General features: G+C 73.9%; 23 protein-coding genes. 13 read left to right on the forward strand and 10 right to left on the reverse strand.

Going from position 1 to position 24,844, the window contains the following annotated elements:
- Positions 1 to 21 precede the first annotated feature (21 nt).
- The 5 genes from O9K63_RS01620 to O9K63_RS01640 all read left to right on the forward strand — a co-directional run bounded on the left by O9K63_RS01620 (position 22) and on the right by O9K63_RS01640 (position 5,231).
- Positions 22 to 525, forward strand: coding sequence for an acyl-CoA thioesterase (locus O9K63_RS01620; protein WP_277240056.1), 504 nt, complete (start codon positions 22 to 24; stop codon positions 523 to 525).
- Positions 522 to 1,709: a 1-deoxy-D-xylulose-5-phosphate reductoisomerase gene (gene dxr / locus O9K63_RS01625; protein ID WP_277240057.1), complete on the forward strand. Its 1,188-nt coding sequence runs from the start codon at positions 522 to 524 to the stop codon at positions 1,707 to 1,709. The genes O9K63_RS01620 and dxr overlap by 4 nt, the downstream gene beginning before the upstream one ends.
- 79 nt (positions 1,710 to 1,788) lie before the next feature.
- Complete coding sequence (locus O9K63_RS01630; RefSeq protein WP_277240058.1) at positions 1,789 to 3,123, forward strand: M50 family metallopeptidase; 1,335 nt, start codon at positions 1,789 to 1,791, stop codon at positions 3,121 to 3,123.
- Positions 3,124 to 3,182: 59 nt separating this feature from the next.
- Positions 3,183 to 4,340 carry a flavodoxin-dependent (E)-4-hydroxy-3-methylbut-2-enyl-diphosphate synthase gene (gene ispG / locus O9K63_RS01635; RefSeq protein WP_277240059.1) on the forward strand — a complete coding sequence of 386 codons (1,158 nt, stop codon included), beginning with the start codon at positions 3,183 to 3,185 and terminating at the stop codon, positions 4,338 to 4,340.
- Positions 4,341 to 4,385: 45 nt separating this feature from the next.
- Positions 4,386 to 5,231, forward strand: coding sequence for a DUF4081 domain-containing GNAT family N-acetyltransferase (locus O9K63_RS01640; RefSeq protein ID WP_277240060.1), 846 nt, complete (start codon positions 4,386 to 4,388; stop codon positions 5,229 to 5,231).
- Here O9K63_RS01640 and O9K63_RS01645 read toward each other — a convergent pair whose 3' ends face one another.
- Entirely contained in the window at positions 5,232 to 6,200 is a 969-nt protein-coding gene (locus tag O9K63_RS01645) for a zinc-binding dehydrogenase (protein ID WP_277240061.1), read from the reverse strand.
- 159 nt (positions 6,201 to 6,359) lie between these two features.
- Here O9K63_RS01645 and poxB point away from each other — a divergent pair, with 159 nt between their 5' ends.
- Genes poxB through O9K63_RS01665 form a run of 4 tightly spaced genes read left to right on the forward strand, consistent with a single transcriptional unit; the run spans position 6,360 to position 10,397 of the window.
- Positions 6,360 to 8,099 carry a ubiquinone-dependent pyruvate dehydrogenase gene (poxB, locus tag O9K63_RS01650; protein ID WP_277240062.1) on the forward strand — a complete coding sequence of 580 codons (1,740 nt, stop codon included), beginning with the start codon at positions 6,360 to 6,362 and terminating at the stop codon, positions 8,097 to 8,099.
- A 3-nt stretch (positions 8,100 to 8,102) separates the two neighbouring features.
- Entirely contained in the window at positions 8,103 to 8,954 is an 852-nt protein-coding gene (locus O9K63_RS01655; protein ID WP_277240063.1) for a GNAT family N-acetyltransferase, read from the forward strand.
- Positions 8,955 to 8,982: 28 nt separating this feature from the next.
- Complete coding sequence (locus O9K63_RS01660) at positions 8,983 to 9,774, forward strand: SIR2 family NAD-dependent protein deacylase (RefSeq protein WP_277240064.1); 792 nt, start codon at positions 8,983 to 8,985, stop codon at positions 9,772 to 9,774.
- Positions 9,771 to 10,397, forward strand: coding sequence for a M23 family metallopeptidase (locus O9K63_RS01665; RefSeq protein WP_277240065.1), 627 nt, complete (start codon positions 9,771 to 9,773; stop codon positions 10,395 to 10,397). The genes O9K63_RS01660 and O9K63_RS01665 overlap by 4 nt, the downstream gene beginning before the upstream one ends.
- Here O9K63_RS01665 and O9K63_RS01670 read toward each other — a convergent pair whose 3' ends face one another.
- Positions 10,398 to 11,321, reverse strand: a complete 924-nt coding sequence (locus tag O9K63_RS01670; RefSeq protein WP_277240066.1) for an EamA family transporter — start codon at positions 11,319 to 11,321, stop codon at positions 10,398 to 10,400.
- Between the two features lie 72 nt (positions 11,322 to 11,393).
- Here O9K63_RS01670 and O9K63_RS01675 point away from each other — a divergent pair, with 72 nt between their 5' ends.
- The 3 genes from O9K63_RS01675 to O9K63_RS01685 are packed head-to-tail and all read left to right on the forward strand — an operon-like array spanning position 11,394 to position 14,941.
- Positions 11,394 to 12,290, forward strand: coding sequence for a LysR family transcriptional regulator (locus O9K63_RS01675; protein ID WP_277240067.1), 897 nt, complete (start codon positions 11,394 to 11,396; stop codon positions 12,288 to 12,290).
- Positions 12,291 to 12,344: 54 nt separating this feature from the next.
- Positions 12,345 to 14,132 (forward strand): proline--tRNA ligase, encoded by a 1,788-nt coding sequence (locus O9K63_RS01680; RefSeq protein WP_277240068.1) that lies wholly within the window; start codon positions 12,345 to 12,347, stop codon positions 14,130 to 14,132.
- Entirely contained in the window at positions 14,129 to 14,941 is an 813-nt protein-coding gene (locus tag O9K63_RS01685; protein ID WP_277240069.1) for an HAD family hydrolase, read from the forward strand. Before O9K63_RS01680 ends, O9K63_RS01685 begins: the two co-directional genes overlap by 4 nt.
- 37 nt (positions 14,942 to 14,978) lie before the next feature.
- On the opposite strand, the gene O9K63_RS01690 is transcribed toward O9K63_RS01685, so the two are convergent.
- Positions 14,979 to 15,692, reverse strand: coding sequence for a M50 family metallopeptidase (locus O9K63_RS01690; RefSeq protein WP_277240070.1), 714 nt, complete (start codon positions 15,690 to 15,692; stop codon positions 14,979 to 14,981).
- Between the two features lie 60 nt (positions 15,693 to 15,752).
- On the opposite strand from O9K63_RS01690, the gene O9K63_RS01695 reads away from it, so the two are divergent.
- Positions 15,753 to 16,496 carry a cobalt-precorrin-6A reductase gene (locus O9K63_RS01695; RefSeq protein ID WP_277240071.1) on the forward strand — a complete coding sequence of 248 codons (744 nt, stop codon included), beginning with the start codon at positions 15,753 to 15,755 and terminating at the stop codon, positions 16,494 to 16,496.
- On the opposite strand, the gene cbiB is transcribed toward O9K63_RS01695, so the two are convergent.
- From cbiB to O9K63_RS01730, 7 genes are read right to left on the reverse strand one after another with little or no spacing between them, the layout of a single operon-like run.
- Entirely contained in the window at positions 16,483 to 17,424 is a 942-nt protein-coding gene (gene cbiB, locus O9K63_RS01700) for an adenosylcobinamide-phosphate synthase CbiB (RefSeq protein ID WP_277240072.1), read from the reverse strand. The genes O9K63_RS01695 and cbiB overlap by 14 nt on opposite strands.
- The gene (locus O9K63_RS01705) at positions 17,421 to 17,987 is read right to left on the reverse strand and encodes a bifunctional adenosylcobinamide kinase/adenosylcobinamide-phosphate guanylyltransferase (protein ID WP_346771053.1); all 567 of its coding nucleotides are present in this window, start codon (positions 17,985 to 17,987) and stop codon (positions 17,421 to 17,423) included. The genes cbiB and O9K63_RS01705 overlap by 4 nt, the downstream gene beginning before the upstream one ends.
- 2 nt (positions 17,988 to 17,989) lie before the next feature.
- Positions 17,990 to 18,787: an adenosylcobinamide-GDP ribazoletransferase gene (locus tag O9K63_RS01710; protein ID WP_277240074.1), complete on the reverse strand. Its 798-nt coding sequence runs from the start codon at positions 18,785 to 18,787 to the stop codon at positions 17,990 to 17,992.
- Positions 18,784 to 19,548 carry a uroporphyrinogen-III C-methyltransferase gene (gene cobA, locus O9K63_RS01715; RefSeq protein ID WP_277240075.1) on the reverse strand — a complete coding sequence of 255 codons (765 nt, stop codon included), beginning with the start codon at positions 19,546 to 19,548 and terminating at the stop codon, positions 18,784 to 18,786. Before cobA ends, O9K63_RS01710 begins: the two co-directional genes overlap by 4 nt.
- Complete coding sequence (locus O9K63_RS01720) at positions 19,545 to 22,106, reverse strand: cobyrinate a,c-diamide synthase (protein WP_277240076.1); 2,562 nt, start codon at positions 22,104 to 22,106, stop codon at positions 19,545 to 19,547. The genes cobA and O9K63_RS01720 overlap by 4 nt, the downstream gene beginning before the upstream one ends.
- Complete coding sequence (gene cobO / locus O9K63_RS01725) at positions 22,103 to 22,717, reverse strand: cob(I)yrinic acid a,c-diamide adenosyltransferase (RefSeq protein ID WP_277240077.1); 615 nt, start codon at positions 22,715 to 22,717, stop codon at positions 22,103 to 22,105. Before cobO ends, O9K63_RS01720 begins: the two co-directional genes overlap by 4 nt.
- Positions 22,717 to 24,837 carry a VWA domain-containing protein gene (locus O9K63_RS01730; RefSeq protein ID WP_277240078.1) on the reverse strand — a complete coding sequence of 707 codons (2,121 nt, stop codon included), beginning with the start codon at positions 24,835 to 24,837 and terminating at the stop codon, positions 22,717 to 22,719. Before O9K63_RS01730 ends, cobO begins: the two co-directional genes overlap by 1 nt.
- Positions 24,838 to 24,844 lie beyond the last annotated feature (7 nt).

Genomic DNA, 24,844 nt, shown 5'->3' on the forward strand with positions numbered 1-24,844 from the left:
GCACCTTGCGATGATGGCCCCGTGACGACATCCACCGACACCCGCATCACGCTCTCGCGCATCATGACCAATGCCGAGGCCAACCTCCTCGGCACGGTCCACGGCGGCAACATCATGAAGATGGTCGACGACACGGCCGGCGTCGCGGCCAACCGCTTCGCGCAGGGGCCCGCGGTCACCGCCGCGATGGACGAGATGGCCTTCCACAACCCCGTCCGGGTCGGTGACGTCCTCCACGTCAGCGCACAGGTCAACTGGGCCGGCCGCACCTCGATGGAGGTCGGCGTGCGCGCCGAGGTCGACCGCTGGGACGCGGTGACCGAGCGCGTCCACGTCGCGAGCGCCTACCTCGTCTTCGTGGCGGTCGACGACGAAGGGGGTGTCCGCGAGATCGGCGAGCTGGTCACCTCCGAGGAGGAGGAGGTCCGCCGCTTCCGCGAGGCGCAGATCCGCCGGGAGAGCCGCCTGGCCCGCCGCGAGGCGATCAGGTCCAGCCGTGAGGACGCGACGGGAGCGAGCGCGTGAGCAGCGGCGACCGCACCCGGGTCACCCTCCTCGGCTCGACCGGCTCCATCGGCACCCAGGGCCTGCAGGTCGTCTCCGCGCACCCCGAACGCTTCACCGTCGCCGCGATCTCCGGCGGGTCCAACCTCCGGCTGCTCGCCCAGCAGGCGGCCCGGTACACCCCGGCCCTCGTCGCCGCCGCGACCGGCACGGTCGAGGAGCTGACCGACGCGATCACCGCTGCCGCCCACGAGACCGGCACCACCGACTACACGCCCGAGGTCCTCGTCGGCCCGGACGCGGCCACCGAGGTCGCCGGACGCCCGAGCGACGTCGTCCTCAACGGCATCACCGGCGCCATCGGCCTGCGGCCGACGCTGGCGGCGCTGGGCAGCGGCGCGCGCCTGGCCCTGGCCAACAAGGAGTCGCTGATCATCGGCGGCCCGATCGTGCGGGAGGCCGCCGCCCCCGGACAGATCGTGCCCGTCGACTCCGAGCACTCGGCGATCGCCCAGGCGCTGCGCTCCGGCCGCCGGGAGGAGGTGCGCAAGCTGGTCGTCACCGCCAGCGGCGGCCCCTTCCGCGGCATGTCGCGTGCCGAGCTGCGCGAGGTCACACCGGAGGCCGCGCTCGTGCACCCGAACTTCGCCATGGGACGGGTCATCACGACCAACAGCGCGACCCTGGTCAACAAGGGCCTGGAACTGATCGAGGCGCACCTGCTCTTCGACGTGCCGATGGACCACATCGAGGCCGTGGTGCACCCGCAGCAGATCATCCACTCGATGGTCGAGTTCCACGACGGAGCCGTGGTCGCCCAGCTCGGTCTGCCGACGATGCTCGCGCCGATCGCCCTGGGGCTGTCCTGGCCCGACCGGCTCGCCGACGTGGAGACCCCCGTCGACTGGACGCAGGCCGCCGACTGGCGCTTCGAGCCGCTGGACCACGAGGCCTTCCCCGCAGTGCGGCTGGCCCAGCAGGTCGGTGAGGCGGGCGGCACCCACCCGGCCGTGTACAACGCGGCCAACGAGGTCGCGGTCGACGCCTTCCACGACGGTGCCTGCGGCTTCCTCGACATCGTCGACACCATCAGCGAGGTCGTCTCGCGGCACGACGGCGCGGACTTCGACGCGCACACCGTCGAGGGCGTCCTGGCCGCCGACGACTGGGCCCGGCGGGAGGCGGCGCGCGTCCTGTCCACCTGACCCACCCCCTTCGCACGTCCGCACATCCTCGGGGAAATCGGGGGAGAGGGCGTGCGGGTGCGCGTGAGACGATTGAGACATGCTCTATGTCCTCGGGGTCGTTCTCGCGTTCGTCGGGATCGCCCTGTCCATCGCGCTGCACGAGGTGGGCCACCTCGTGCCGGCCAAGAAGTTCGGCGTGCGCGTGCCCCAGTACATGGTCGGCTTCGGGCCGACGATGTGGTCACGCACCCGCGGTGAGACCGAGTACGGCGTCAAGGCCGTCCCCCTCGGTGGCTACATCCGGATGATCGGCATGTTCCCGCCGGCCAAGGGCCAGGACCCGACGATGACCCGGGCCTCGAGCACGGGACGCTTCGGCCAGCTCGCCGACGAGGCCCGCAAGCAGAGCCTCGAGGAGATCAGGCCCGGCGACGACGGCCGCATGTTCTACCAGCTGCCCGTGTGGAAGCGGGTCGTCGTCATGATGGGCGGCCCGACGGTCAACCTCCTCATCGCACTCGTCCTCTTCACGGGCATCTTCACGCTCCACGGCGTGGCGGTGGCGACACCGAAGATCTCCTCGGTGAGCGAGTGCGTCGACATCACCAGCGCCGGCCAGCAGGCACGCACCGAGTGCACTTCCGACATGCCGCTCGCACCGGCCAACGAGGCCGGGCTGAAGCCCGGCGACACGATCACCGCGGTCAACGGGACCTCCGTCTCGACGTGGGACGACGTGCGCCAGGCCATCCGCGACAACCTCGGCGCGCCGTTGACCCTCACCGTCACCCGGGACGGCGACCCGATGACGCTCGAGGCCGACCCGATCGTCCTCGACCTGCCCGTCTACGACGAGAACGGCCAGCTCCAGCACGACGACGACGGTGAGGTCGTCACCGAGCGGGCCGGCTTCCTCGGCGCCAGCGGCAGCCGCGAGATGCAGGAGCAGCCGGTCACGGCCGTCCCGGGCCTCTTCTGGGACCAGGTCGAGCAGACCTACGGGCTGCTGGTGAGGATCCCGGAGAAGCTCGTCGGCGTCGCGGAGGCCGCCTTCGGCAGCGCCGAGCGGGACCCGAACGGTCCGATGTCGGTCGTCGGCGTCGGCCGGATCGCCGGTGAGGTCGCCAGCTCCGACGCCTTCGGCGACACCCGGGAGAAGGCGGTGCTGCTGGTCTCCCTGCTCGCCTCGCTCAACCTCGTCCTCTTCGCCTTCAACACCATCCCGCTCCTGCCCCTCGACGGGGGGCACGTCGCCGGGGCGCTGTGGGAGGCGCTGAAGAAGGGGTGGGCCCGGGTGCGCGGGCGTCCCGACCCCGGGCCCGTCGACGTCGCCAAGGCGCTGCCGCTGGCCTACGGGGTCGCGCTCGCCTTCATCGCCATGACCGTGCTGCTCGTCTACGCGGACTTCGTCAAGCCGATCCGTCTGACCTGACGCGCGCCCGCTGGACGGTACCCAGCGGGCGTTCAGACGCCGGGACGCATAATGGAGGCATGAGTGTCTCCCTCGGAATGCCGAAGGCCCCCGCGCCCGTGCTCGCGCCGCGCCGCCCGACCCGACAGATCAAGGTCGGTGCCGTGGGGGTGGGCAGCGAGAGCCCGGTATCGGTGCAGTCGATGACGACGACGAACACCGCGGACGTCAACGCCACCCTGCAGCAGATCGCCGAGCTCACTGCGGCCGGCTGCGACATCGTCCGGGTGGCCTGCCCGACCCAGGACGACGCGGACGCACTGCCGGCGATCGCGGCCAAGTCGCAGATCCCGGTCATCGCCGACATCCACTTCCAGCCGAAGTACGTCTACGCGGCCATCGAGGCCGGCTGCGCCGCCGTGCGCGTCAACCCGGGCAACATCCGCAAGTTCGACGACCAGGTCAAGCAGATCGCCCAGGCGGCCAAGGACCACGGCACCTCGATCCGCATCGGCGTCAACGCCGGCAGCCTCGACCGGCGTCTGCTGGAGAAGTACGGCAAGGCCACCCCGGAGGCGCTCGTCGAGTCGGCCGTGTGGGAGGCCGGCCTGTTCGAGGAGCACGACTTCCACGACTTCAAGATCTCGGTCAAGCACAACGACCCGGTGACGATGGTGCGGGCCTACGAGCTGCTCGCCGAGGCCGGTGACTGGCCGCTGCACCTCGGCGTCACCGAGGCGGGTCCGGCCTTCCAGGGCACGATCAAGTCCGCCACCGCCTTCGGCGCGCTGCTCTCCAGGGGCATCGGCGACACGATCCGCGTCTCCCTCTCCGCGCCGCCCGTGGAGGAGATCAAGGTCGGCCAGCAGATCCTGCAGAGCCTGGGGCTGCGCCCGCGCAAGCTCGAGATCGTCTCCTGCCCCAGCTGCGGCCGGGCGCAGGTCGACGTCTACGAGCTGGCCGACAAGGTCACCGCCGGTCTCGAGGGCATGACCGTCCCGCTGCGCGTCGCCGTCATGGGCTGCGTCGTCAACGGCCCGGGGGAGGCCCGCGAGGCCGACCTCGGTGTCGCCTCCGGCAACGGCAAGGGCCAGATCTTCGTCAAGGGCGAGGTCATCAAGACCGTCCCCGAGGCGCAGATCGTCGAGACCCTCATCGAGGAGGCCATGCGCATCGCCGAGGAGATGGGCGAGGACGCCGAGGGCGAGGAGGCCGGGGCCACCGTCACGGTGAGCTGACCCCCTTCGCCCCCGACGTGCAGGTGGGCTCACTAGGGTGGGGGAGTGCTGCGCACCCGCCAACCGATCCGGCTCCTGGGCGTCGACGACGTCGATGACGCCTTGGACCTGTGTGCGCGGGATCCCGCGGCGAACGTCTTCGTCGCCAGCCGGATCCTCGACGGCGGGCTCGGTCCCGGGTCGACCGCCGCGCACGGCTACTTCGCCGACGGGCGGCTCGAGGCCTTCGTCTGGTCCTACGCCAACGTCGTCCCCGTCAACACCGGGCCCGACAGCTGGGGTCCCCTCGCGGGCCAGGTCAAGCGCATGCGGCGACGCAGCGCCTCCTTCCTCGGCCCCCGCGAGGAGGTCCTCGGCCTGTGGAAGGAGACCCGGTCGGCCTTCCCCCGGCCGCGTGCGATGCGCTCGGAGCAGCCGCTCATGGCCACCCGCACCCCGCCGTCACAGCTGGGCTTCCCGGTCGACGCGCGCGTGCGGCAGGCCCAGCTCGACGAGGTCGACCTCGTCATGCCGGCCGCCGAGCACATGTTCACCCACGAGATCGGCTACCGCCCCTACACCGGCAGCCCCGCCTTCTACCGCGACTCGATCTGGCGCCTGATCCGCCAGGGACGCACCTACGTCGTCATCGAGGACGGACGGGTGATCTTCAAGGCCGACATCGGCTCGGTGGCCCTCGACGCGTGCCAGATCCAGGGCGTCTGGCTCTCCCCGGAGCTGCGCGGGCAGGGGCTGGCCGCCGGCTTCATGGCCTCGGTGGTGGAGCAGACCATGGCCGACCACGCCCCCTTCGTCACGCTGTACGTCAACGACTACAACGTGGCCGCCCTGGCGACCTACGACCGCATCGGCATGCAGCGGGTGGGCACCTTCGCGACGATCCTCTTCTGATCAGAGGGTGAAGACGACCTTGCCCACGAGGTCGCCGGACTCCATCGCCGCGAAGCCGTCGCGGGCCTGCTCCAGCGGCAGGGTGCGGTCGATGAGCGGTCGCGCGCCCGAGGAGTCGAGCAGCCGCATGAGGTCACCCAGCTCGTCCCGGGACCCCATCGTCGAGCCGATGACGCTCAGCTGCAGGAAGAAGATCCGGGTCAGGTGCGCCTCGTCGGGCCGGGCTCCGGAGGTGTGCCCGCAGATGACGATGCGGCCACCGGGACGGAGCGAGCGGATCGAGTGGTCCCAGGTGGCGCGGCCGACGGTCTCCATGACGGCGTCGACCTTCTCCGGCAGGCGCTCGTTCGAGTCGAAGACCGCGTGCGCCCCGAGCTCCAGCGCCCGGGTCTTCTTCTCCTCGCTGCGCGAGGTGGCCAGCACCCGCACGCCGGCGGCGCGGGCCAGGGTGATCAGCGCGGTGGCCACACCACCGCCGACACCCTGGACGAGCACGGTCTCACCGGGGCGCACGCCGCCACGGACGAAGAGCATCCGGTAGGCGGTCAGCCACGCCGTCGGCAGGCAGGCGGCCTCGGCCATCGACAGGCCTGCGGGCTTGGCGACGACGTTGCGGGCCGGCACGACCACGGTGTCGGCGAAGGTGCCCTGGTGCTTCTCGGACAGCAGCGAGCGGCGCGGGTCGGTCGTCTCGTCGCCGGTGAACCCGGGCGAGGAGATCACCGAGTGGACGACGACCTCCCGGCCGTCCTCGTCCAGACCGGCGGCGTCGCAGCCGAGGATCATCGGCAGCTTGTCCTCGCCGAGCCCGACGCCCTTGAGCGACCACAGGTCGTGGTGGTTCAGCGCGGCTGCCTGCACCGTGACCCGCACCCAGCCGTCCGGAACCTCCGGCTCGGGACGCTCGCCCACCACGAGTCCGGACAGCGGGTCGTCGGGGTTGATGCTCTCGGCGTACACGGCACGCATCGACGCGTCCTCTCGATCGGGGGTCTCTCTCCGGCCACTCTGCCAGCGCGGACTCCGGAGATCCACGGGGGTCCACGGGGGCGCAGGTCGCTCTGCGACCGTGAGCCCCTGTGCGAGCGGCTAGCGTGAGCGCAGCCACGCCGATCGCAAGGAGCGAGCATGCCGACCATCGCGGACAACGCCGTCGCCACACTGCGGGCCAACGGGGTGACTCGTGCCTACGGGATCCCCGGGGACTCCCTCAACGGCTTCACCGAGGCCATGCGCCGGGACGGGTCGATCGAGTGGATCCTCGTGCGCCACGAGGAGGCCGCGGCCTTCGCCGCGGCGGCTGACGCCGAGCTCACCGGTGAGCTGGCGGTCGTGCTCGGCAGCTGCGGCCCGGGCAACCTGCACCTGATCAACGGGCTCTTCGACGCCCACCGCAACCGGGTCCCGGTGCTGGCGATCGCAGCGCAGATCCCCAGCGCGGAGATCGGCAGTGGCTACTTCCAGGAGACCCACCCGCAGGACCTCTTCCAGGAGTGCAGCGTCTACTGCGAGATGGTCTCCGACCCCCGGCAGATGCCGCGGATGCTGCAGACCGCGATGCGCGCGGCGATCCAGCAGCGCGGGGTCGCGGTGCTCGTCGTGCCCGGCGACGTCGCCCAGGCCGAGGCGGTCGACGAGCGGGTCAGCGTCATCGAGCGCGCTCGCGCCAGGATCGTCCCGCAGGCCGACCAGCTGGAGCGGGCGGCGCAGCTGCTCAACTCCTCCCGCCGCACGACGATGCTCGTGGGTGTGGGCGCGCAGGGGGCGAAGGGGGAGGTCCTCGAGCTCGCCGACACCCTCGCCGCACCGATCGTGCACACCCTGCGCAGCAAGCAGCACATCGAGGGCGACAACCCCTTCGACGTCGGGCTGACCGGGCTGCTCGGCTTCGCCTCGGGCTACCGGGCCATGGAGGAGGCCGACACCATCCTGATGCTGGGCACGGACTTCCCGTACCGGCAGTTCTACCCGCAGGGCGCGACGATCATCCAGGTCGACGTGCGCGGGGAGCAGCTCGGCAAGCGGGTGCCCCTCGACCTCGGCCTCGTCGGCGACGTCGGCGAGACGGTCCGCGAGCTGCTCCCGCTGCTGCGACGCAGCACCCACCGTGGCCACCTCGACGACGCGGTCAAGCACTACGGCCGCACCCGCGAGAGGCTCGACGACCTCGCGGTGCCGACGAAGACGGGCCGGCTGCGCAGGAGCGAGGCCATCCACCCGCAGTACCTCGCGCGCGTGGTCAACGAGGTCGCCGACGACGACGCCGTCATCGTCCCCGACGTCGGCTCGCCCGTCGTCTACGCCGCCCGCTACGTGCAGTGCCACGGGGACCGCCGGGTCATCGGTTCCTTCATCCACGGCTCGATGGCCAACGCCGTACCGCACGCGATCGGTGCACAGACCGCCTTCCCGAAGCGCCAGGTCATCACGCTCAGCGGCGACGGCGGGCTGACGATGCTCATGGGCGAGCTGCTCACCGTGCGCCAGCTGGACCTGCCGATCAAGATCGTCGTGCTGAACAACTCGTCGCTGAACTTCGTCGAGCTGGAGATGAAGGCCGCCGGCCTGCCGGACTTCGGCACCGGACTGGACAACCCGGACTTCGCGAAGGTCGCCGAGGCCATGGGCATCCGCGGCTGGCGGGTCGAGGACTCGGACGCGCTGGAGCCCGCCGTGCGCGAGGCCTTCGCCCACGACGGTCCCGCTCTCGTCGACGTCGTCACCGACCGCCAGGAGCTGACGATCCCGCCCGCCATCTCCGCGGAGCAGATCAAGGGCTTCACGCTCTACGCCCTGCGGACGGTGATGTCGGGACGCGGCGACGAGCTGCTCGACCTCTCCCGCTCCAACCTGCGACAGATCTTCTAGACGATGCTGGAGTGGTCGGCGACGACCGACGCGGACGTCGGGGCACTGGTGCGTCTCGGGCAGGCCTGCCTGGAGCGGGACGGCGGTCTGCCCGACCTGGCCGACCCGGAGCACATGCGCACCTCCTTCGTCACCGGTCAGGCGATCTGCGGGCGCGACGAGCTCGGCGACGTCCTCGCCGCCGCCGCGATCGGCCGCGACTCCTCCGGCGGGCGCACCGCGACGGGGCTCGTCGACCCCGCGGTGATGGGGCAGGGCGTAGGTCACGAGCTCGCCGACTGGGTCGCCCGCCACGCCGGGGGGCCGGTGCGCTTCGTCATGGACTCGGTCAGCCCCGAGTCCGAGAGCCTGCTCGTCGACATCGGGCTGCACCGCGTCTTCGCGGAGACGATCATGCGCCACTCGCTGCGCCACGTCCCCGTGGTCAAGGTGCCCGACGACATCGTCACGCTGCCCTTCACCGACGACACGTCCGAGGCCTTCCACCACGCCTACGAGGAGTCCTTCGGGGACCAGCCCGGCTACGACGAGGGGAGCGCCCGGGCCTGGGGCCGGTGGTTGCGCGAGCAGCGCGGCTTCGTGCCCGAGGACTCCCGCGTGGCCATGGACCGCTCCGGCCACGTGGCCGGATTCGTCACCGTCAGCGAGGGCTGGATCGAGGAGGTCGGTGTCGTGCCGGCCTGGCGCGGTCGGCGGTTGGGTGCCCACCTCGTGGCCCGTACCCTGACGGCGATCGAGAAGCAGGGCCGCACCGAGGCCTGGCTGGCCGTCGACTGTCGGAGCCCGGCACGATCCCTCTACGAGCGCCTCGGGTTCCGCAGCCACGGCACGCGGGCCCTGTACGACCAGCGATGACCACGCCGCACCCCGCAGGAGGAGACCGATGACGACGCCGGAGACGACCGCAGACGCCCTGCCCGAGGAGGTGGTCGCCGCCGTGCGCGGCGCCCGCCGCGTGCTCGTGCTCTCGGGCGCCGGGATGAGCGCCGAGTCGGGGGTGCCGACCTTCCGCGACGCCCAGACCGGGCTGTGGGAGGAGTTCGACCCCGCGCAGCTGGCGACCGCCGAGGCATGGCAGGAGGATCCCCCCTTCGTCTGGGGCTGGTACGCGTGGCGGATGCACCTGGTGCGCGGGGTCGACCCCAATGCCGGCCACCGGGCCCTCGCCGAGCTCGGGCGGCTGCGGGAGGTGGCGATCTCGACGCAGAACGTCGACGACCTGCACGAGCGGGCCGGCTCGGACGTCGCCGCGCACGTCCACGGGTCCCTCTTCGCCCTGCGGTGCGCGGACTGCGGCGCCCCGTACGAGCAGGAGGTCGACCTCCCGACCGAGCCGCAGGAGCGCCTCACGCCACCGGAGTGCCCCGCCTGCGGCGGCCACGTGCGCCCCGGCGTCGTGTGGTTCGGCGAGATGCTCCCCGAGGCGGACGTCGCGGCGACCGAGTCCGCGATCGACGCGCTGGAGCCCGGTGACGTCGCCCTGGTCGTCGGCACGTCCGGGATCGTCTTCCCGGCGGCCGGCTACCCGGCGATGGCCCGCGCCGAGGGAGCCACGGTCATCGAGGTCAACCCGCTCGAGACCGACATCTCCGACATGTGCCACCACGTCGTGCGCGGGACCGCGGCCGAGGTGCTGCCCGCACTCGTCGCCGCCGTCCGCGACGCGGACCGGTGAACCCCGTCGTCCTCGATCTGCCCTTCCGTGGGCGCTGGCGCGCGGAGATGAGCCCCGTGCGGCGGGTGCCGAGCCACGGCACCGAGGCCTACGGGTCGAGTCACGCGATCGACTTCGTCGCGGTCGACGAGCGCGGCCGCAGCGCCCCGTCGTCGTGGCGCAGCGTGCTGGCCACCGAGCCGCCCGAGGGCTTCCTCGGTTTCGGCACCGAGGTCCTCGCACCCGTGGCCGGCACCGTGGTCGCCACCCACGACGGCGAGCCGGACCACGAGGGGCGACGCTCGCCCTTCGCCCTCGTGCCGTACGCGCTGACCCAGGCCTCCCGGGCGCGGGCCGGCCACCACGCCCTCGCCGGGAACCACGTCGTCATCGAGATCGCCGGCGGCCGGGTCGTCCTCCTGGCCCACCTGCGATGCGGCTCCCTGCGGGTGCAGCCGGGCCGGCAGGTGGCCACCGGGGACGTCGTGGGGGAGTGCGGCAACTCCGGCAACTCCACCGAGCCGCACGTGCACCTCCAGGTCAGCGACCGCAGCGACTGGGACCGTGCGAAGGGGGTGCCGCTCGCCTTCCGCCTGGCCGACGGCGTGCGGGTACCGCGGGAGCGCGAGGTCGTGCGGGGGTGACTAGCGCGTGCCGGCCACGGGCACGGGGACCGGCTCCGGCTCGACCGGGACACGGCGCCGGGACCGGCTGGAGGCCAGCAGCACGCCGCCGATGACGAGCGCACCACCGAGCAGCTCGAGCGGTTGCGGGACCTCCGCGAGGACCAGCCAGGCCAGCCCTATGCCGGTGACCGGGACGAGCAGCGAGAAGGGCGCCACCGACCCGGCCGGGTGCCGGGACATCAGCCAGGTCCAGATCCCGGATCCGACGACGGTCGCCACGATCGTCGTGTAGGCCAGACCGCCCCACGCCAGTAGGGCCTCGCTCGAGAGCGAGGCGGTGAGGGCCTCGCCGATGCGGGCCGGCCCCTCGGTGGCCAGGGACAGCGCGAGGAGCGGGACGGGCGGGACCACGGTCATCCACATCGTCAGGTGCAGCGGTCGCGGGGCCGCGGCCAGGCGTGAGGAGAGGTTGCCGAAGGCCCACCCCAGACCCGCCAGCAGGGTCAGGACGAAGGGGAGGATCCCCGCCGCGCCGTCCATGCGCTGGCTGCCGACCACCGCCATGCCGGCTGCGGCGACGAGCACACCGGAGCCCGCGCGCAGGGTCAGGTGCTCACCCAGGAGGGCGGCGCCGAGCACGACGGTGAAGGGCGCCGAGCTCTGCAGGACGAGGGAGGCGAGGCCCGTCGGCATGCCGCTGTCCATCGCGAGGTAGAGGAAGGCGAACTGCAGGACGCCGAACCCCGCCCCGTACCCGAGGAGCCACCGGGTCGGGACCTGCGGACGCGGCACGAGGACGATCGTCGGGATCGCCAGGAGGGCGAAGCGCAGCGCCGCGCACAGCAGGGGCGGGAAGACCTCGAGGGAGGCGTGGATGGCGAGGAAGTTCGCACCCCAGATGACGGCGACGGTCGCGGCGAGCAGTCGGTGGCGGATGGGCATGCCCTCGATCCTGCGTCCCTCGACCATGCAGGACAAGCGAATACTCGTGCATCATCGAGTTAGGGTCCCTACATGGATATCCGGCACCTGGAGCTGCTGAGGGACCTGCGTGAGCGGGGGAGCCTGTCGGCCGTCGCCGCGGCCACCCACCGCACTCCCTCGGCCCTGTCCCAGCAGCTGCGCACCGCCCAGCGGGCGGCCGGGACCGCGCTCGTCGAGCAGGACGGACGCCGGCTCCGGCTCACCGAGGCCGGAGAGCTGCTCGCCGACGGAGCGGACGACGTGACGGCGGCGATCGCGCGCGTGCAGGCCCGTCTGGAGGAGCACCGCGGCCGCCCCGTCGGCCGGGTGCGCGTCGCCGGGCTGCCGAGTGCCCTGACCTTCCTGCTGCCGGGGACCCTCGCGGCGCTCGCCGGTTCCGGGGTCACCCTCGACGTCACGGACCGGGACCTCGCCGAGCCGGACTACGCGGCCGCCGCGGCGGACACCGACATCGTCGTCGCCCACTCCCTCGTCAGCGACGTGCCGGCCGGCTCGGCGGGGCTGCACCGCACGGTCCTTGCCCGCGAGCCGCTCGACGTCGCCCTCCCCGTCGGCCACCCGCTCGCGGCCGGGGTGGGGCTGCGCGCCCGGGACGTCGCCGCCGAGCCGTGGATCGGCGTGCCCGAGCACTACCCCTTCGACACCGTGCTCGAGCGGATCTCCGCGGCCTGCGACGTGGCGATCAGCCCGCGCCTGCGCATGCGCGACAACCAGCTCATCGCCGCACTGGTGGCGGCGGGGGAGGGCATCGCCCTGCTGCCGCGGTACACCACGGACGAAGGGGGCGGACTCGCCCTTCGTCCCCTCCTCGACGTGCCCTCCGCCCGCTGGGTGGTCGCCCTCTCCCGGCGGGACCGGGCGGAGCGGGCGGCCGTGCGACTCGTCGCCCGCACGCTCGCCGAGGTCGGCTCCGCGGTCGCCGTCTGAGCCGGACGATATCCTTGGTCGGTACCGACCCCGTCACCTCCAGGAGCCGCTCCCGTGGTCACCCGCATGTCCTCCCTCTTCCTCCGCACCCTCCGGGAGGATCCGGCGGACGCGGAGCTGCCGGGGCACAAGCTGCTGGTGCGCGCCGGGTACGTGCGCCGCGCCGCGCCCGGCATCTACACCTGGCTGCCGCTGGGGCTGCGGGTCCTGCGCAAGGTCGAGGCGATCGTGCGCGAGGAGATGGAGGCGATCGGCGGCCAGGAGCTGGCCTTCCCCGCCCTGCTGCCCAAGGAGCCCTACGAGGCGACCAACCGGTGGACCGAGTACGGCGACAACCTCTTCCGCATCGTCGACCGCAAGGACGCGCAGATGCTCCTCGGGCCCACCCACGAGGAGATGTTCTGCCTCGCGGTCAAGGACATGTACACCTCGTACAAGGACCTGCCGCTGACGATCTTCCAGATGCAGAACAAGTACCGCGACGAGGCCCGGCCGCGCGCCGGCGTGCTGCGCGGCCGCGAGTTCATCATGAAGGACTCCTACTCCTTCGACATCGACCAGGCGGGCCTGCAGAAGGCGTACGACGCGCACCGCGACGCCTACATCAAGATCTTCGACCGCTTCGGCTTCGAGTACGTCATCGTCCAGGCCGACTCGGGGGCGATGGGCGGCAGCGCGAGCGAGGAGTTCCTCGCGGTCAGCCCCAACGGCGAGGACACCTTCGTCCGCGACGCCTCCGGCTACGCGGCCAACGTCGAGGCCGTCGAGATCCCGGTCGCCGCTCCGGTCGAGGTCACGGCCGGCCCGGCGCACGTGGAGGACACCCCTGACACCCCGACCATCGAGACGCTCGTCGCGGCCCTGCAGGCCGACCACCCCCGCGCCGACGGCCGCCCGTGGACCGCTGCGGACACGCTGAAGAACGTCCTCGTGATGCTCGTGCACCCCGCCGACGAGGAGCACCCGCAGGGACGCCGTGAGCCGCTGGCCATCGGTGTCCCCGGTGACCGTGACGTGGACGCCAAGCGGCTCGAGGCGCAGGTCGCCCCGGCACAGGTCGAGGGCTTCGAGGAGACGGACTTCGCCTCCCACCCGACGCTCGTCAAGGGCTACATCGGGCCGGGGGTGCTCGGGACCGAGCGCGCGTCGGGGATTCGCTACCTCCTGGACCCCTCCATCGCCGAGGGCAGCGCCTGGGTCACCGGCGCCGACGAGCACGGCAAGCACGTCCTCGACCTCGTGCTCGGACGCGACTTCACCGCCGACGGGCGCATCCAGGCCGCCGAGATCCGCGAGGGCGACCCCAGCCCGAGCGGCACCGGCACCCTCACCCTCGCCCGCGGCGTCGAGATGGGCCACATCTTCCAGCTCGGCACCAAGTACGCCGAGGCGCTGGGTCTGAAGGTCCTCGACGAGAACGGCAAGCTCGTCACCGTCACCATGGGCTCCTACGGGGTCGGCGTCACCCGCGCCGTCGGCGTCATCGCCGAGGGCAACCACGACGAGGTCGGCCTCGTCTGGCCGCGCCAGGTCGCCCCCTTCGACGTGCACATCGTCGCCGCCGGCAAGGGCGAGGAGATCTTCGCCGGTGCCGCCGACCTTGCTGCGCGGCTGGAGGCGGAGGGCGTCGAGGTCCTCTACGACGACCGCGCCGGCAAGGTCAGCCCGGGTGTGAAGTTCAAGGACGCCGAGCTCATCGGCGTCCCCACGATCCTCGTCGTCGGCAAGGGCCTGGCCGAGGGCAACGTCGAGATCAAGGACCGCCGCACCGGCGAGCGGCGTGAGGTCCCGGTCGACCAGGCCGTCGAGGCCGTCCTCGCCGAGGTCAGGAGCACGGGATGAGCATCGACGAGGTACGCCACCCGCTGGCCGTCCACGAGCGGCCGGCTGCGGGACCGGTGCACGCGGTGATCTTCGACTGGGGCGGCACCCTCGCCCCCTGGCACACCATCGACCTGGGCCAGCAGTGGCGCGTCTTCGCCCGCGAGGTCCACGGCATCCCCATCGACTCCGACGAGGTGCCCCAGGAGGACCTCGACCGGGCCCAGGAGCTCGGCGAGCGGCTGCACGCCGTGGAGCAGGCGGCCTGGCAGCGGGTGCAGGAGGACCACCGCAGCGCCCGCCTCGACGACATCCTCGCCGAGGCCGGCGTCGATCCCCGTGAGGACCGCCACCACGTCGCGCTCGCGGCCTACCGGCGCTTCTGGGAGCCGCACACCCGCACCGACCCGCAGGTGCGACCGCTCCTCGAGGGACTGCGCGCCCGCGGCCTCAAGATCGGCGTGCTGTCCAACACCATCTGGAGCGGCGAGTTCCACCGGGAGATCTTCGCCCGCGACGGGGTGCTCGACCTCATCGACGGCGACGTCTACTCCTCGGAGCTGCACGTGATGAAGCCGCACGCGGAGGCGTTCGAGGCGGCCTGCGCGGCCCTCGGGGTCGAGCCGGTCAACTCGGTCTTCGTCGGCGACCGGCTCTTCGAGGACGTCCTCGGCTCGCAGGAGGTGGGCATGCGGGCGATCTGGGTGCCGCACAAGGACATCCCGACCGACCAGCAGGTCACCGTCGAGGACGTGACCCCGGACGGCGTGGCCGAGTCCCTCGTCGACGTGCTGGACGTCCTCGACCCGTGGCTCGCCGAGGGCGCCTGACCCAGCAGATCCGCTGCTGTCGCGTGCGCCGTCGGGGTCACCCGCCGCCGAGCACCGCGAGCACCTCGGCGACGACCAGCCAGGTCGCCAGCCCCAGCGCGAGGACGAGACTGGCCTGCCACACCGCTGCGGGGAGCCACGTGAGCCGGGCGAGGACACCGACGTCACTCGTCGCGTCGGCCCGGCCGAGCACCGTCGCGAGGTGGCGCCAGGCCCCGACGAGGAGCACCACGCCGACCCCGACCAGCACGTGCTGCTGGAGCACGTCGTCGCGCCACCACCACAGCGCGCCGGTCCCCGCGAGAGCGGCGAGGACGACGACACCGGTGAGTGCCGAGCGGACGAAGAGCAGCGCGACCACCAGCCCCGCCAGCAGTGCCGTCAGGACCGGGGCGGTCCACCCCTTCGCCGCGACCCACACGAGCAGCGCCCCGATGACCGCCGGCGCCGGGTAACCGGCCCACGTCGTCGCGATGACGCCCGGGCCCGTGGGACGGCCGACGGTCACCGCGTGACCGGACATGTCGGCGCGCAGCACGAAACCGCGCAGCCGGCGACCGACCGCGACGCCCACCACCGCGTGCCCGAGCTCGTGCACGAGCGTGACGACGAGACGGAGCACGCGCCACGCCGGCCACCAGAGCGCGGCGACGGCGGCGACGGCGAGCACCGTGGCCAGACCGGGTGCGGCGAGCCGCGGGGTGCGGGCCGCGGGCAGCGCGCGGTCGACGATCTCGGTGAGCAGGTCCACGCCGCAGACCGTACGGGGTGGGCCTGCGGTGGACCTGTGTGCCCGTGGCAGTCTGGGCGCATGACGCACGTGCTGGTCCTCGGTGGCACCGCCGAGGCCCGTGACCTCGCCGCCCGCCTCGAGGCGAAGGGGGTCCCCCTCACCTCCTCGCTCGCGGGCCGGGTCTCCTCGCCGCGGTTGCCGGTCGGGCCGGTGCGCATCGGCGGCTTCGGGGGCGTGGCGGGGCTCGTCGACTGGATCGCCGAGCACGAGGTGGGTGCGGTCGTCGACGCGACGCACCCCTTCGCCGGGACGATGGGTTCCCATGCGGCACAGGCCTGCTCGCAGGCCGATGTCCCGCTCCTGCGACTCGCCCGCCCCGGGTGGAGGGACCATCCCGACGCCGGTGACTGGACCTGGGTGGACGGTCACGACGCCGCCCGTGAGGCGGCCGACGCCCTGGGCGGGACCCCCTTCGTCACGACGGGTCGGCAGACCCTGCACCACCACGTCACGGCATGGGCCGACCGGGAGGTCCTCGTGCGGCTCGTCGAGCCGCCGGAGGAGCCGCTGCCGCCGACGTGGACGGTGCTGCGCTCGCGCGGTCCCTTCGAGGTCACGGGCGAGGCGGCGCTGATGCGTGGGCACGGGGTGGGGGTGCTGCTGACGAAGGACTCGGGTGGCAGCTTCACGGCGGCGAAGCTCGCGGCCGCCCGAACCCTCGGGATCCCCGTGGTCGTCGTCGCCCGGCCCCCGCGCACCGACGGTGTCGCGCAGGTCGGCGACGCCGCCGCTGCCGCGGACTGGGTGCTCACCCGCTCCTGAGCCGGATGCCCGGAACGGCCACGGCGACGACCGCTGCGAGGGTGATGGCACCCACGCGCCGGGCCAGCCGCACCGCGCGGGGGAGGTCCGCCACCGTGACCGGCCGCCCGTGGCCGAGCGCCGGGCGCTCCTCGACCCCGCTCGCGTAGACCGTGCGGCCACCGAGGCGGATACCCAGGGCCGCCGCGAATCCCGCCTCGACCGGGCCGGCGTTCGGGCTGGGGTGGTCCTTCCCGTCCCGGAAGGCCGTGCCGACCACCGCTCCCGCGCGAAGGGGGACCGCCGCGGCCGTCGCGAGCACGGTCACCCTGGCCGGCAGCCAGCCCAGGGCGTCGTCGAGGCGCGCGGCGGCCCAGCCGAAGCGCGCGTACCGCTGCGTGCGGTGGCCGTGCATCGCGTCGAGGGTGTTGGCGGCGCGGTGCAGCACCACCCCGAGCGGCCCCAGGAGCGCGCCCCACACGAGCGTGCCCACGACGGCGTCCGAGGAGTTCTCCGCGACCGACTCGACGGCCGCCCGCGCGACCTCGTCCGCGGTGAGGTCGTCGGTGACCCGCCCGACGAGGTGGCGCAGCCGCGCCCGGGCCCCCGGCAGGTCCCCGTCGACGAGCAGGTCGTGCACGGCCGTGCCCTCCCGCCCCAGGCTCGTGCCACCGAGGGCGGCCCAGACCAGGGCCGCGGTGGCGCCGCCCCGCGCCGGTGCGGGGAGCCGGCCGGCGGCGACCCCGAGGGCGAGCACCGGCGCCAGCACGATCGCCTCGGTCGCGATCCCCGCCGCGCGCGAGTCCGCGTGGGTGCGGGCCTCCACCCAGTCGGCCCAGGAGCCGAGGAGCGCCACGGGATGGCCCCGGCGCGGGTCACCGAGGAGCTGGTCGGCGACCCACCCCGCGACGAGGCCCACCGCGACGGGCGGGGCCGCGGGCAGCGTCACGCCCCGCCCTCCACGGAGCCGTCCGCCTCCTTGACCGTGAGCACCTGCCCGGCGACGACGAGGAGCACACGGTCGGCGCTCGCGGCGAGGCGCTGGTTGAGCAGCCCGAGGCGGTCGGCGAAGACCCGCCCGGAGCGGTGCTCGGGGACGACACCCCACCCGACCTCGTTCGTCACGGCGACGACGTGCCGTGACGCGTGCCAGGCGGAGTCGAGCGTGGCGATGCGCTCGTCGAGCCGCGGTCCCCACCGTGACTCGGGAGCCTCCCACGCATCGAGCTCGTCGAGCTGTGCGGTCAACCACGTGCCGAGGCAGTCGAGGAGCACCGGGCCCGTGGCGTCGGTGAGGGCCGCGGCGGCGTCGGTCGTCTCGAGCGTCGACCACGACGCGGGACGCCGCTCCCGGTGGCGGGCGACGCGTGCGGTCCAGTCGGCGTCGTCGCTGCGGGGGCCGGTCGCGAGGTAGGTGACCGGGGCGTGGAGCGGCAGGTGCGGGGGCAGCAGCAGCGACTCCGCGTGCCGGGACTTGCCGGAGCGGACACCGCCGGTGACGAGGACGCGCATGCTCACCACGCCAGCGTGAGGACGACGAGGGTGGTGGTCAGGGTGACCTCGACGGCGGCCCCGAGCACGTCACCGCTGATCCCGCCGAGGACGGCGACGGCCTTGTCGCGCAGGAGGGTCGGGGCCAGCAGGCCGAGGACGACCGCGAGGAGCACCATGAGGCCGCCGCGCAGCAGGTCCCTGCCCTCGAGGAGGGACAGCTGGGGGAGGGCCGCGAGGAGGAGGACCCCGGCCATCGCCAGGGTGAGGGCCGCTGCGGCCGGGACGGGCACCGTGCCGACGAAGGTCGCCGCCATGCGGGAGCCGTCCGCCGGCGTCGTGTCCGTCGCGCACAGCCGCGCGCACACCGACCGGGAGAGCAGCACCGCGGCGGCCACGACGAGGGCACCGCGCCACCCGGCGGCGAGGAGGTCGGTGATGGCGGCCGCCTGCAGCAGGAGCACGAGCACGAGGGCCGCGGCGCCCATCGGGCCGACGTCACCACGACGCATCACCGCCAGGGCCCGCTCGCGGTCCCAGCCGGCGCCGAGCCCGTCGACGACGTCCGCGAGCCCGTCGAGGTGCATGGCCCGGGAGCCGTGCGCGAGGACGAGGAGGACGAGCCCGGCGGCGACGAGGGGAGGCAGCCCCACCTCGACGCCCGCGGCCACCAGTCCGGCGAGGAGTGCGAGCGGCAGCACCGCGACCGGCGCGAGCAGCAGCGCCGCGCGGGCCGTGCGCTCGTCGAGCGTGACCGTGCCGCTGGGGATCCTCGTGAAGGTCCCCAGCGCCAGCCGCAGCCCGTCACCGGTCGTGCTCACCCGCGCTCCTCCGTACCGGCCAACGCTGCCACGACGTCCCCGATGACGGTGATCGCGGGCGGGGCGATGCCCCCTTCGTCCGCGGCGCGTGCGATCCCGGACAGGGGAGCGCGCACGACCCGCTGGTCGGGGCTGGCGCCGTCGGCGATGGACGCGGCCGGCGTGGTCGGGTCGAGCCCGGCGTCGATGAGGGCCCGGGCGATGGGACCGAGCGTGGCCACGCCCATGAGCACGACGACGGTCAGGCCGGAGGTGGCCAGCGCCGGCCAGTTGACCTCGCTGCGCGGGTCCTCGGGGGCCACGTGCCCGGAGACGACGGCGACGCCCTGGGACAGGCCGCGGTGGGTGACGGGGATCCCGGCGAGTGCGGGCACCGCGAAGGCCGAGGAGACGCCCGGCAGCACCTCGACGGGGATGCCCGCGTCGGTGCACACCTGCCACTCCTCGCCGCCGCGGCCGAAGAGGTAGCCGTCGCCCCCCTTGAACCGCACGACGGTCCGGCCGGCGCGGGCGTGCTCGAGGAGGATGTCGTTGATGCGCTCCTGGGGGGTGAACGTCCCGCGGGGGATCTTGCCGACGTTGATCACCTCGGCCTGCGGGGCGTGCTCGGCGATCGAGGCCAGGGGCGCGAGCCGGTCGGTGACGACGACGTCCGCCGCGGCGAGCGCGTCACGTCCGGCGAGGGTGAGCAGGCCCGGGTCACCGGGACCGCCGCCGACGAGGAGGACCCGGCCGGTGCCGTCGCTGGGGGGAGTGCTCATGCTGACCTCGTGTGCTCTCGTCGTGGCAGTATCCGACCCAGCTCGCGCAGCAGGCCGTCGATGGTGTGCGGGTCACGGACGGCGATCCGTACCCACGCAGGGTCCAATCCCGGAAAAGTATCCCCCCTGCGCACGGCCCAGCCGGCAGTGCGCAGCCCTTCGCGGACGCCGGGACCGACCCGGGCGAGGACGAAGGGGGCGTGCGTGCCCGCCGTCGGGACGCCGAGGTCGGCCAGCCCGGAGGTGAGGTGGGCGCGCCAGCGGGTGGTCTCCTCGGCGGCGCGGGCGGCCTCGGTCCCGGCGTGGGGAGCGGCCGTCTCGGTCATGACGCGCAGCGCGAGGGAGCCGACGGACCAGTGCGGCTGGTGGGCGGCGAGGGCGGCGACGAGGTCCCGGTCACCGGCGACGTACCCGGCGCGCAGGCCGGCGACGGCCCACGTCTTGGTCAGCGAGCGCACGACGAGCAGCCCGCCGAGGTCGCCGGGCAGCAGGGACTGGACCTCGCCGGGCACCGCGTCCATGAAGGCCTCGTCGACGAGGACGACGCGTCCCGGACGTGCGAGGGAGCGGAGGGTGTCCGCCCGGTGGAGTGCCCCGGTCGGGTTGGTCGGGTTGCCCAGGACGACGAGGTCGGCGTCGCCGATCTCCTCGGCGGCGGCGTCGGTGAGCGCGAAGTCGTCCTCCGGTCGCAGGAGCACCCGACGCACCTCGTGGCCGGCCGCGACGAGGGCGGCCTCCGGCTCGGTGAACTGGGGGTGGACGACGACGGCGTCGCGCGGGGTGAGGGCGCGCGCGAGCAGGGTGAAGGCCTCGGCGCCGCCACTCGTCGGGAGCACCTGCTCCCGGGCCAGCCCGTGCCGGCCAGCGAGGGCGTCCCGGGCCCGGGTGGCGTCCGGGTAGGTCGCGACCGCGGCCAGCTCGTCGACCAGCGCCGCGGCGAGCCATGCCGGCGGCCGGGCCAGTCGCACGTTGACCGCGAGGTCGACGAGGTCGTCGGCGAGCTCGGCGTCGCCGTGGTGGCGGAGCGGGTCGCCCGGGGGCGCCCCCTTCGCCCCCTCCGGATACGAACTACTGCAGGCAGTACCTGGTATCGCGTGCAGTACCTCGAGGTGCTGCTGACGATACGAAGTGCTGCCTGCAGCAGTTCGTAGGGGTGGGACGGCGGCGGCCGCACCGACGAAGGACGCAGCGACCTCGGGGGAACCGGCCCAGTGGGTGTGCAGGTAGGAGGCGACGAGGGTGGCGCGACCCGTGCCGGCGGGATCGAGGGCGAAGCCCTCCTCGCGTCCGTCGAGCGACCAGGCGGCGCTCGTCCCCGCGCCGGGAGTGGTCCGGGTGCGGTGGAACTCGTGCCCGGTGACTCGCGTGCCGGCCGGTCCGAGCACGGAGTCGGTGGCCGAGACCGCCTCGCGGTAGCCGAGGGTGAGCCGCTGGCCCATCGCGGCCCGCGCGGGGAGGGCACCGACCATCGGGTGGTCGTCGAGGGACTCGGCGAGGTAGAGCATCCCCGCGCACTCGGCCACGGTCGGCATCCCGGCGGCGACGGCGGCCCGGATCTCCTCCACGAGGGGACGGTTCGTCGCCAGGGTCCGCGCGTGGACCTCGGGGAAGCCTCCGCCGAGGTACAACCCGCGCGTCCCCGCGGGCAGCGCAGCGTCGCGCGCGGGGTCGAGCTCGACGACCCGCGCGCCGGCGGCCTCGAGCAGCTCGACGGTCTCCGGGTAGCGGAAGGTGAAGGCACGCCCGCCGCCCACGGCCACGACGGGCCGGTCGGCGCCGGCCGGGACCGATGGCCCCACCGCGACCTCGGGGGCCCACGGCTCGACACCCAGCGCGGGCGCGGTGGCCGCGGCGGTCAGCAGCGCGTCGAGGTCGAGGTGCTCCTCGGCGACCGCGGCGATGTGGCCGAGCGTCGCTGCGGCGGAGTCGCGCTCGGCGGCCGGCACGAGCCCGAGGTGGCGCGAGGGGACGTGCATCGCGGCATCCCGGGGGAGCACGCCCCACACGGGGACACCGACCGCCTCGACGGCCCGCCGGGCCTCCTCCCCGTGCCGGGAGGTGCCGGCCTTGTTGAGCACGACGCCGACCACGTCCAGCCGCGGGTCGATCGCCGCGAGCCCGTGCACGCTCGCGGCGACCGTCCGGGACGTGGAGGAGATGTCCACGACGAGCACGACCGGGGTGCGGGTGAGCGTCGCGACGTGCGCGCTGGAGGCGAAGCCGTCGGCGCCCAGGCGCCCGTCGAGCAGACCCATGACCCCCTCGATGACGGCGATGTCCGCGGCCGTGGGGTGCGTGGCCCCGCGGGCGAGGAGGGGAGCGACGCTCCCTTCGCCCACGAGCCACGGGTCGAGGGTGCGGCTGGGCCTGCCGGTGGCGAGCGCGTGGTAGCCGGGGTCGATGTAGTCGGGCCCGACCTTGGCCGGCGCGACGGCCAGGCCGCGGCGCGCCAGTGCCGCCATGACGCCCACGGCGACGGTCGTCTTGCCGTGCCCGGAGGCGGGGGCGGCGACGAGCACGCGGGGAAGGGGGGCGCTCACCTGCTCCGGTGAGGTCACCACTCGATGCCCTTCTGGCCCTTCTGGCCCCGGTCGAAGGGGTGCTTGACCTTCGTCATCTCGGTGGCGACGTCGGCGACCTCGAGGAGCTTCGGGTGCGGGTCGCGGCCGGTGATGACGACGTGCTGGTAGCCGGGCCGCCGCGTCAGGGTCTCGACGACGTCGTCGACGTCGACCCAACCCCACTTGAGGACGTAGGTGAACTCGTCGAGCACGTAGACGGTGTGGGTCCCGGCGGCGAGACGGCGCTTGATCTCGGCCCACCCCTCGCGGGCGTCCGCGGCGTGGTCCTCCTCCGTCCCGGCCTTGCGCGACCAGGACCAGCCCGAGCCCATCTTGTGCCACTCGACGGGCGCGCCCTCGCCGGTCTCCTCGTGCAGCCGGCCGAGGGTCCGGTAGACCTCCTCCTCGCCGATCCGCCACTTGGCGGACTTGACGAACTGGAAGACGCCGATGGGCCAGCCCTGGTTCCAGCCGCGCAGCGCGAGCCCGAAGGCGGCGGTCGACTTGCCCTTGCCGGTGCCGCCGTGGACGACGACGAGCGGGGAGTGGCGGCGCTGCCGCGTGGTCAGGCCGTCGTCCGGCGTGACGGGGGTGCTTCCGCGGGCCATCAGGCGGCGCTCCTTCGGGGGTGGGTGCGGTCGGTGACGATCTCGACGAGGCCGCTGGCTGCGACCTGCTCGAGGGGGATGTGCTCGGCGCCCATGCGTGCCGCGAGGTCGGCGGCCAGGCCCATCCGGAAGCGGCCGGACTCGCAGTCGACGACGACCGTCTCCGCGGAGGAGGCCGCACGGCCCCACCGATCGGCCACCAGCCGGGCCCGGACGAGGGCGTCCTCGCCGGCCGTCGCGCGGCCGTCGGTGACGAGGACGACGAGGGCGCGTTGGTGGCGGTCGCGCACGCGCTCGCGGGCGACGACGCGGGCGACCTCGGCCAGGCCCTCGGCCAGGGGCGTGCGACCGCCGTGGGGCAGCTCCGCCAGCCGTGCGGCGGCGGCGTCGACGGACGAGGTCGGCGGCAGGGCGACGTCCGCTCCGGTGCCGCGGAAGGTGACCAGCCCGACGCGGTCGCGGCGCCGGTAGGCGTCCAGCAGCAGGGACAGGACCGCGGTCTTGACCTCGCTCATCCGCTTCCGGGCGGCCATCGAGCCCGAGGCGTCGACGGCGAGGAGCACGAGGTTGGCCTCCCGGCCGCGGGTGACGGCGTGGCGCAGGTCGGCGCCGGTGACCCGGGCGGGACCCGTGCCCGTGGCGCGGCGAGCGGCGCTGGCGCGAAGGGTGGCGGTCAGGTGCACGGGCGAGCCCGCCGGTTCGCGGTCGGGCGGGTGGACGCCGACCACGCGGCCGCGCGGGGTCAGCGCGGGGGAGCGCTGCCCGGACGGGCCGGAGCCGACGCCGGTCAGCTCGAGCCGGCGGGCGCGGTAGGGCTCTTGCGCGCTCGCGGTGCCCACCGGGACCGGTATGCCGCCGGGGGGCGCGTCCCCGGACTCGGGCGAAGGGGGGTCCACCGGGTCGGAGGCGTCGTCCGGCGCGTGGTCCGTTGCGCTGGGTGACGGTGCGTCGCGGCCCTCGTGCGCTACCTCACGCGGTGGGGTAGCGCACGAGTCGCCGGAGGCGCCGTCCGGCCCGTCGCCCTGTGGTGCGTCCTCCTCGGGGCCGCCGTCGCCCCCTTCGCCGTCGCCGGGGGAGTCCCCACCACCGGGCGGGTCGTCCTCCGGCTCGTCGTCGAGGAGCGCATCGAGGAGGTCCTCGTCCAGGCCGGGTGCGTCGAAGGGCGCACGGCGCCGTCGGTGGGGGAGCGAGAGCAGCGCGGCGGCGCGGACGTCCTCCCGGGTGACGTGGTCGCGACCCTGCCAGGCGGCGTGGGCGGCGGCGGTGCGGGCGGTGACGATGTCGGCGCGCATCCCGTCGACGTCGAAGCCGGCGCACACCCGGGCGATGGTGCGCAGCATCCGCTCGTCGAGGCCGACGTGGCGCACCGCGTCGCGGGCAGCGGCCAGGCGCTGGGTCAGCTCGGCCTCGGACTGGGCGAACCGCGCGGCGAAACCCACCGGGTCGGCGTCCGAGTCGAGCCGCCGGCGCACCACCTCGGCACGCTCGTGCGGGTCCCGGCTCGCCGCGACGTGCACGGTCAGGCCGAAGCGGTCGAGCAGCTGGGGGCGCAGCTCGCCCTCCTCCGGGTTCATCGTGCCCACGAGGGTGATCCGGGCCGGGTGCGAGATCGAGACGCCGTCGCGCTCGACGGTGTTGCGCCCCATGGCCGCCGCGTCGAGGAGGACGTCGACGAGGTGGTCGTGCAGCAGGTTGACCTCGTCGACGTAGAGGATCCCGCGGTGGGCGTCGGCGAGCAGCCCCGGTTGGTAGGCGGCCTCGCCGTCGCCGAGGGCGCGGCGCAGGTCGAGGGAGCCGACGACCCGGTCCTCGGTGGCGCCGACGGGCAGCTCGACGAGTCGTGCCGGTCGGGTCGTCGCCGCACCGGTGTGCGGGCCGTCGGGGCACTCCTCGGTGCGCTCGGGGTCGCACCCGAAGCGGCAGTCCTGTGCGATGTGCTGCTCGGGCAGGACGGAGGCCAGCGCGCGCACGGCGGTGGACTTGGCCGTGCCCTTCTCACCACGGACGAGGACACCACCGATCTCCGGGGCGATCGCGCTGAGCACGAGGGCGGTCGTCAGCTCCTGCGCGCCGACGAGTGCCGTGAAGGGATAGCTGGGTGCAGAGCCGGAGCGGGTCACTGATGCC

It is taken from the genome of Janibacter cremeus (assembly GCF_029395675.1).
Taxonomy (GTDB): domain Bacteria; phylum Actinomycetota; class Actinomycetes; order Actinomycetales; family Dermatophilaceae; genus Janibacter; species Janibacter cremeus_A.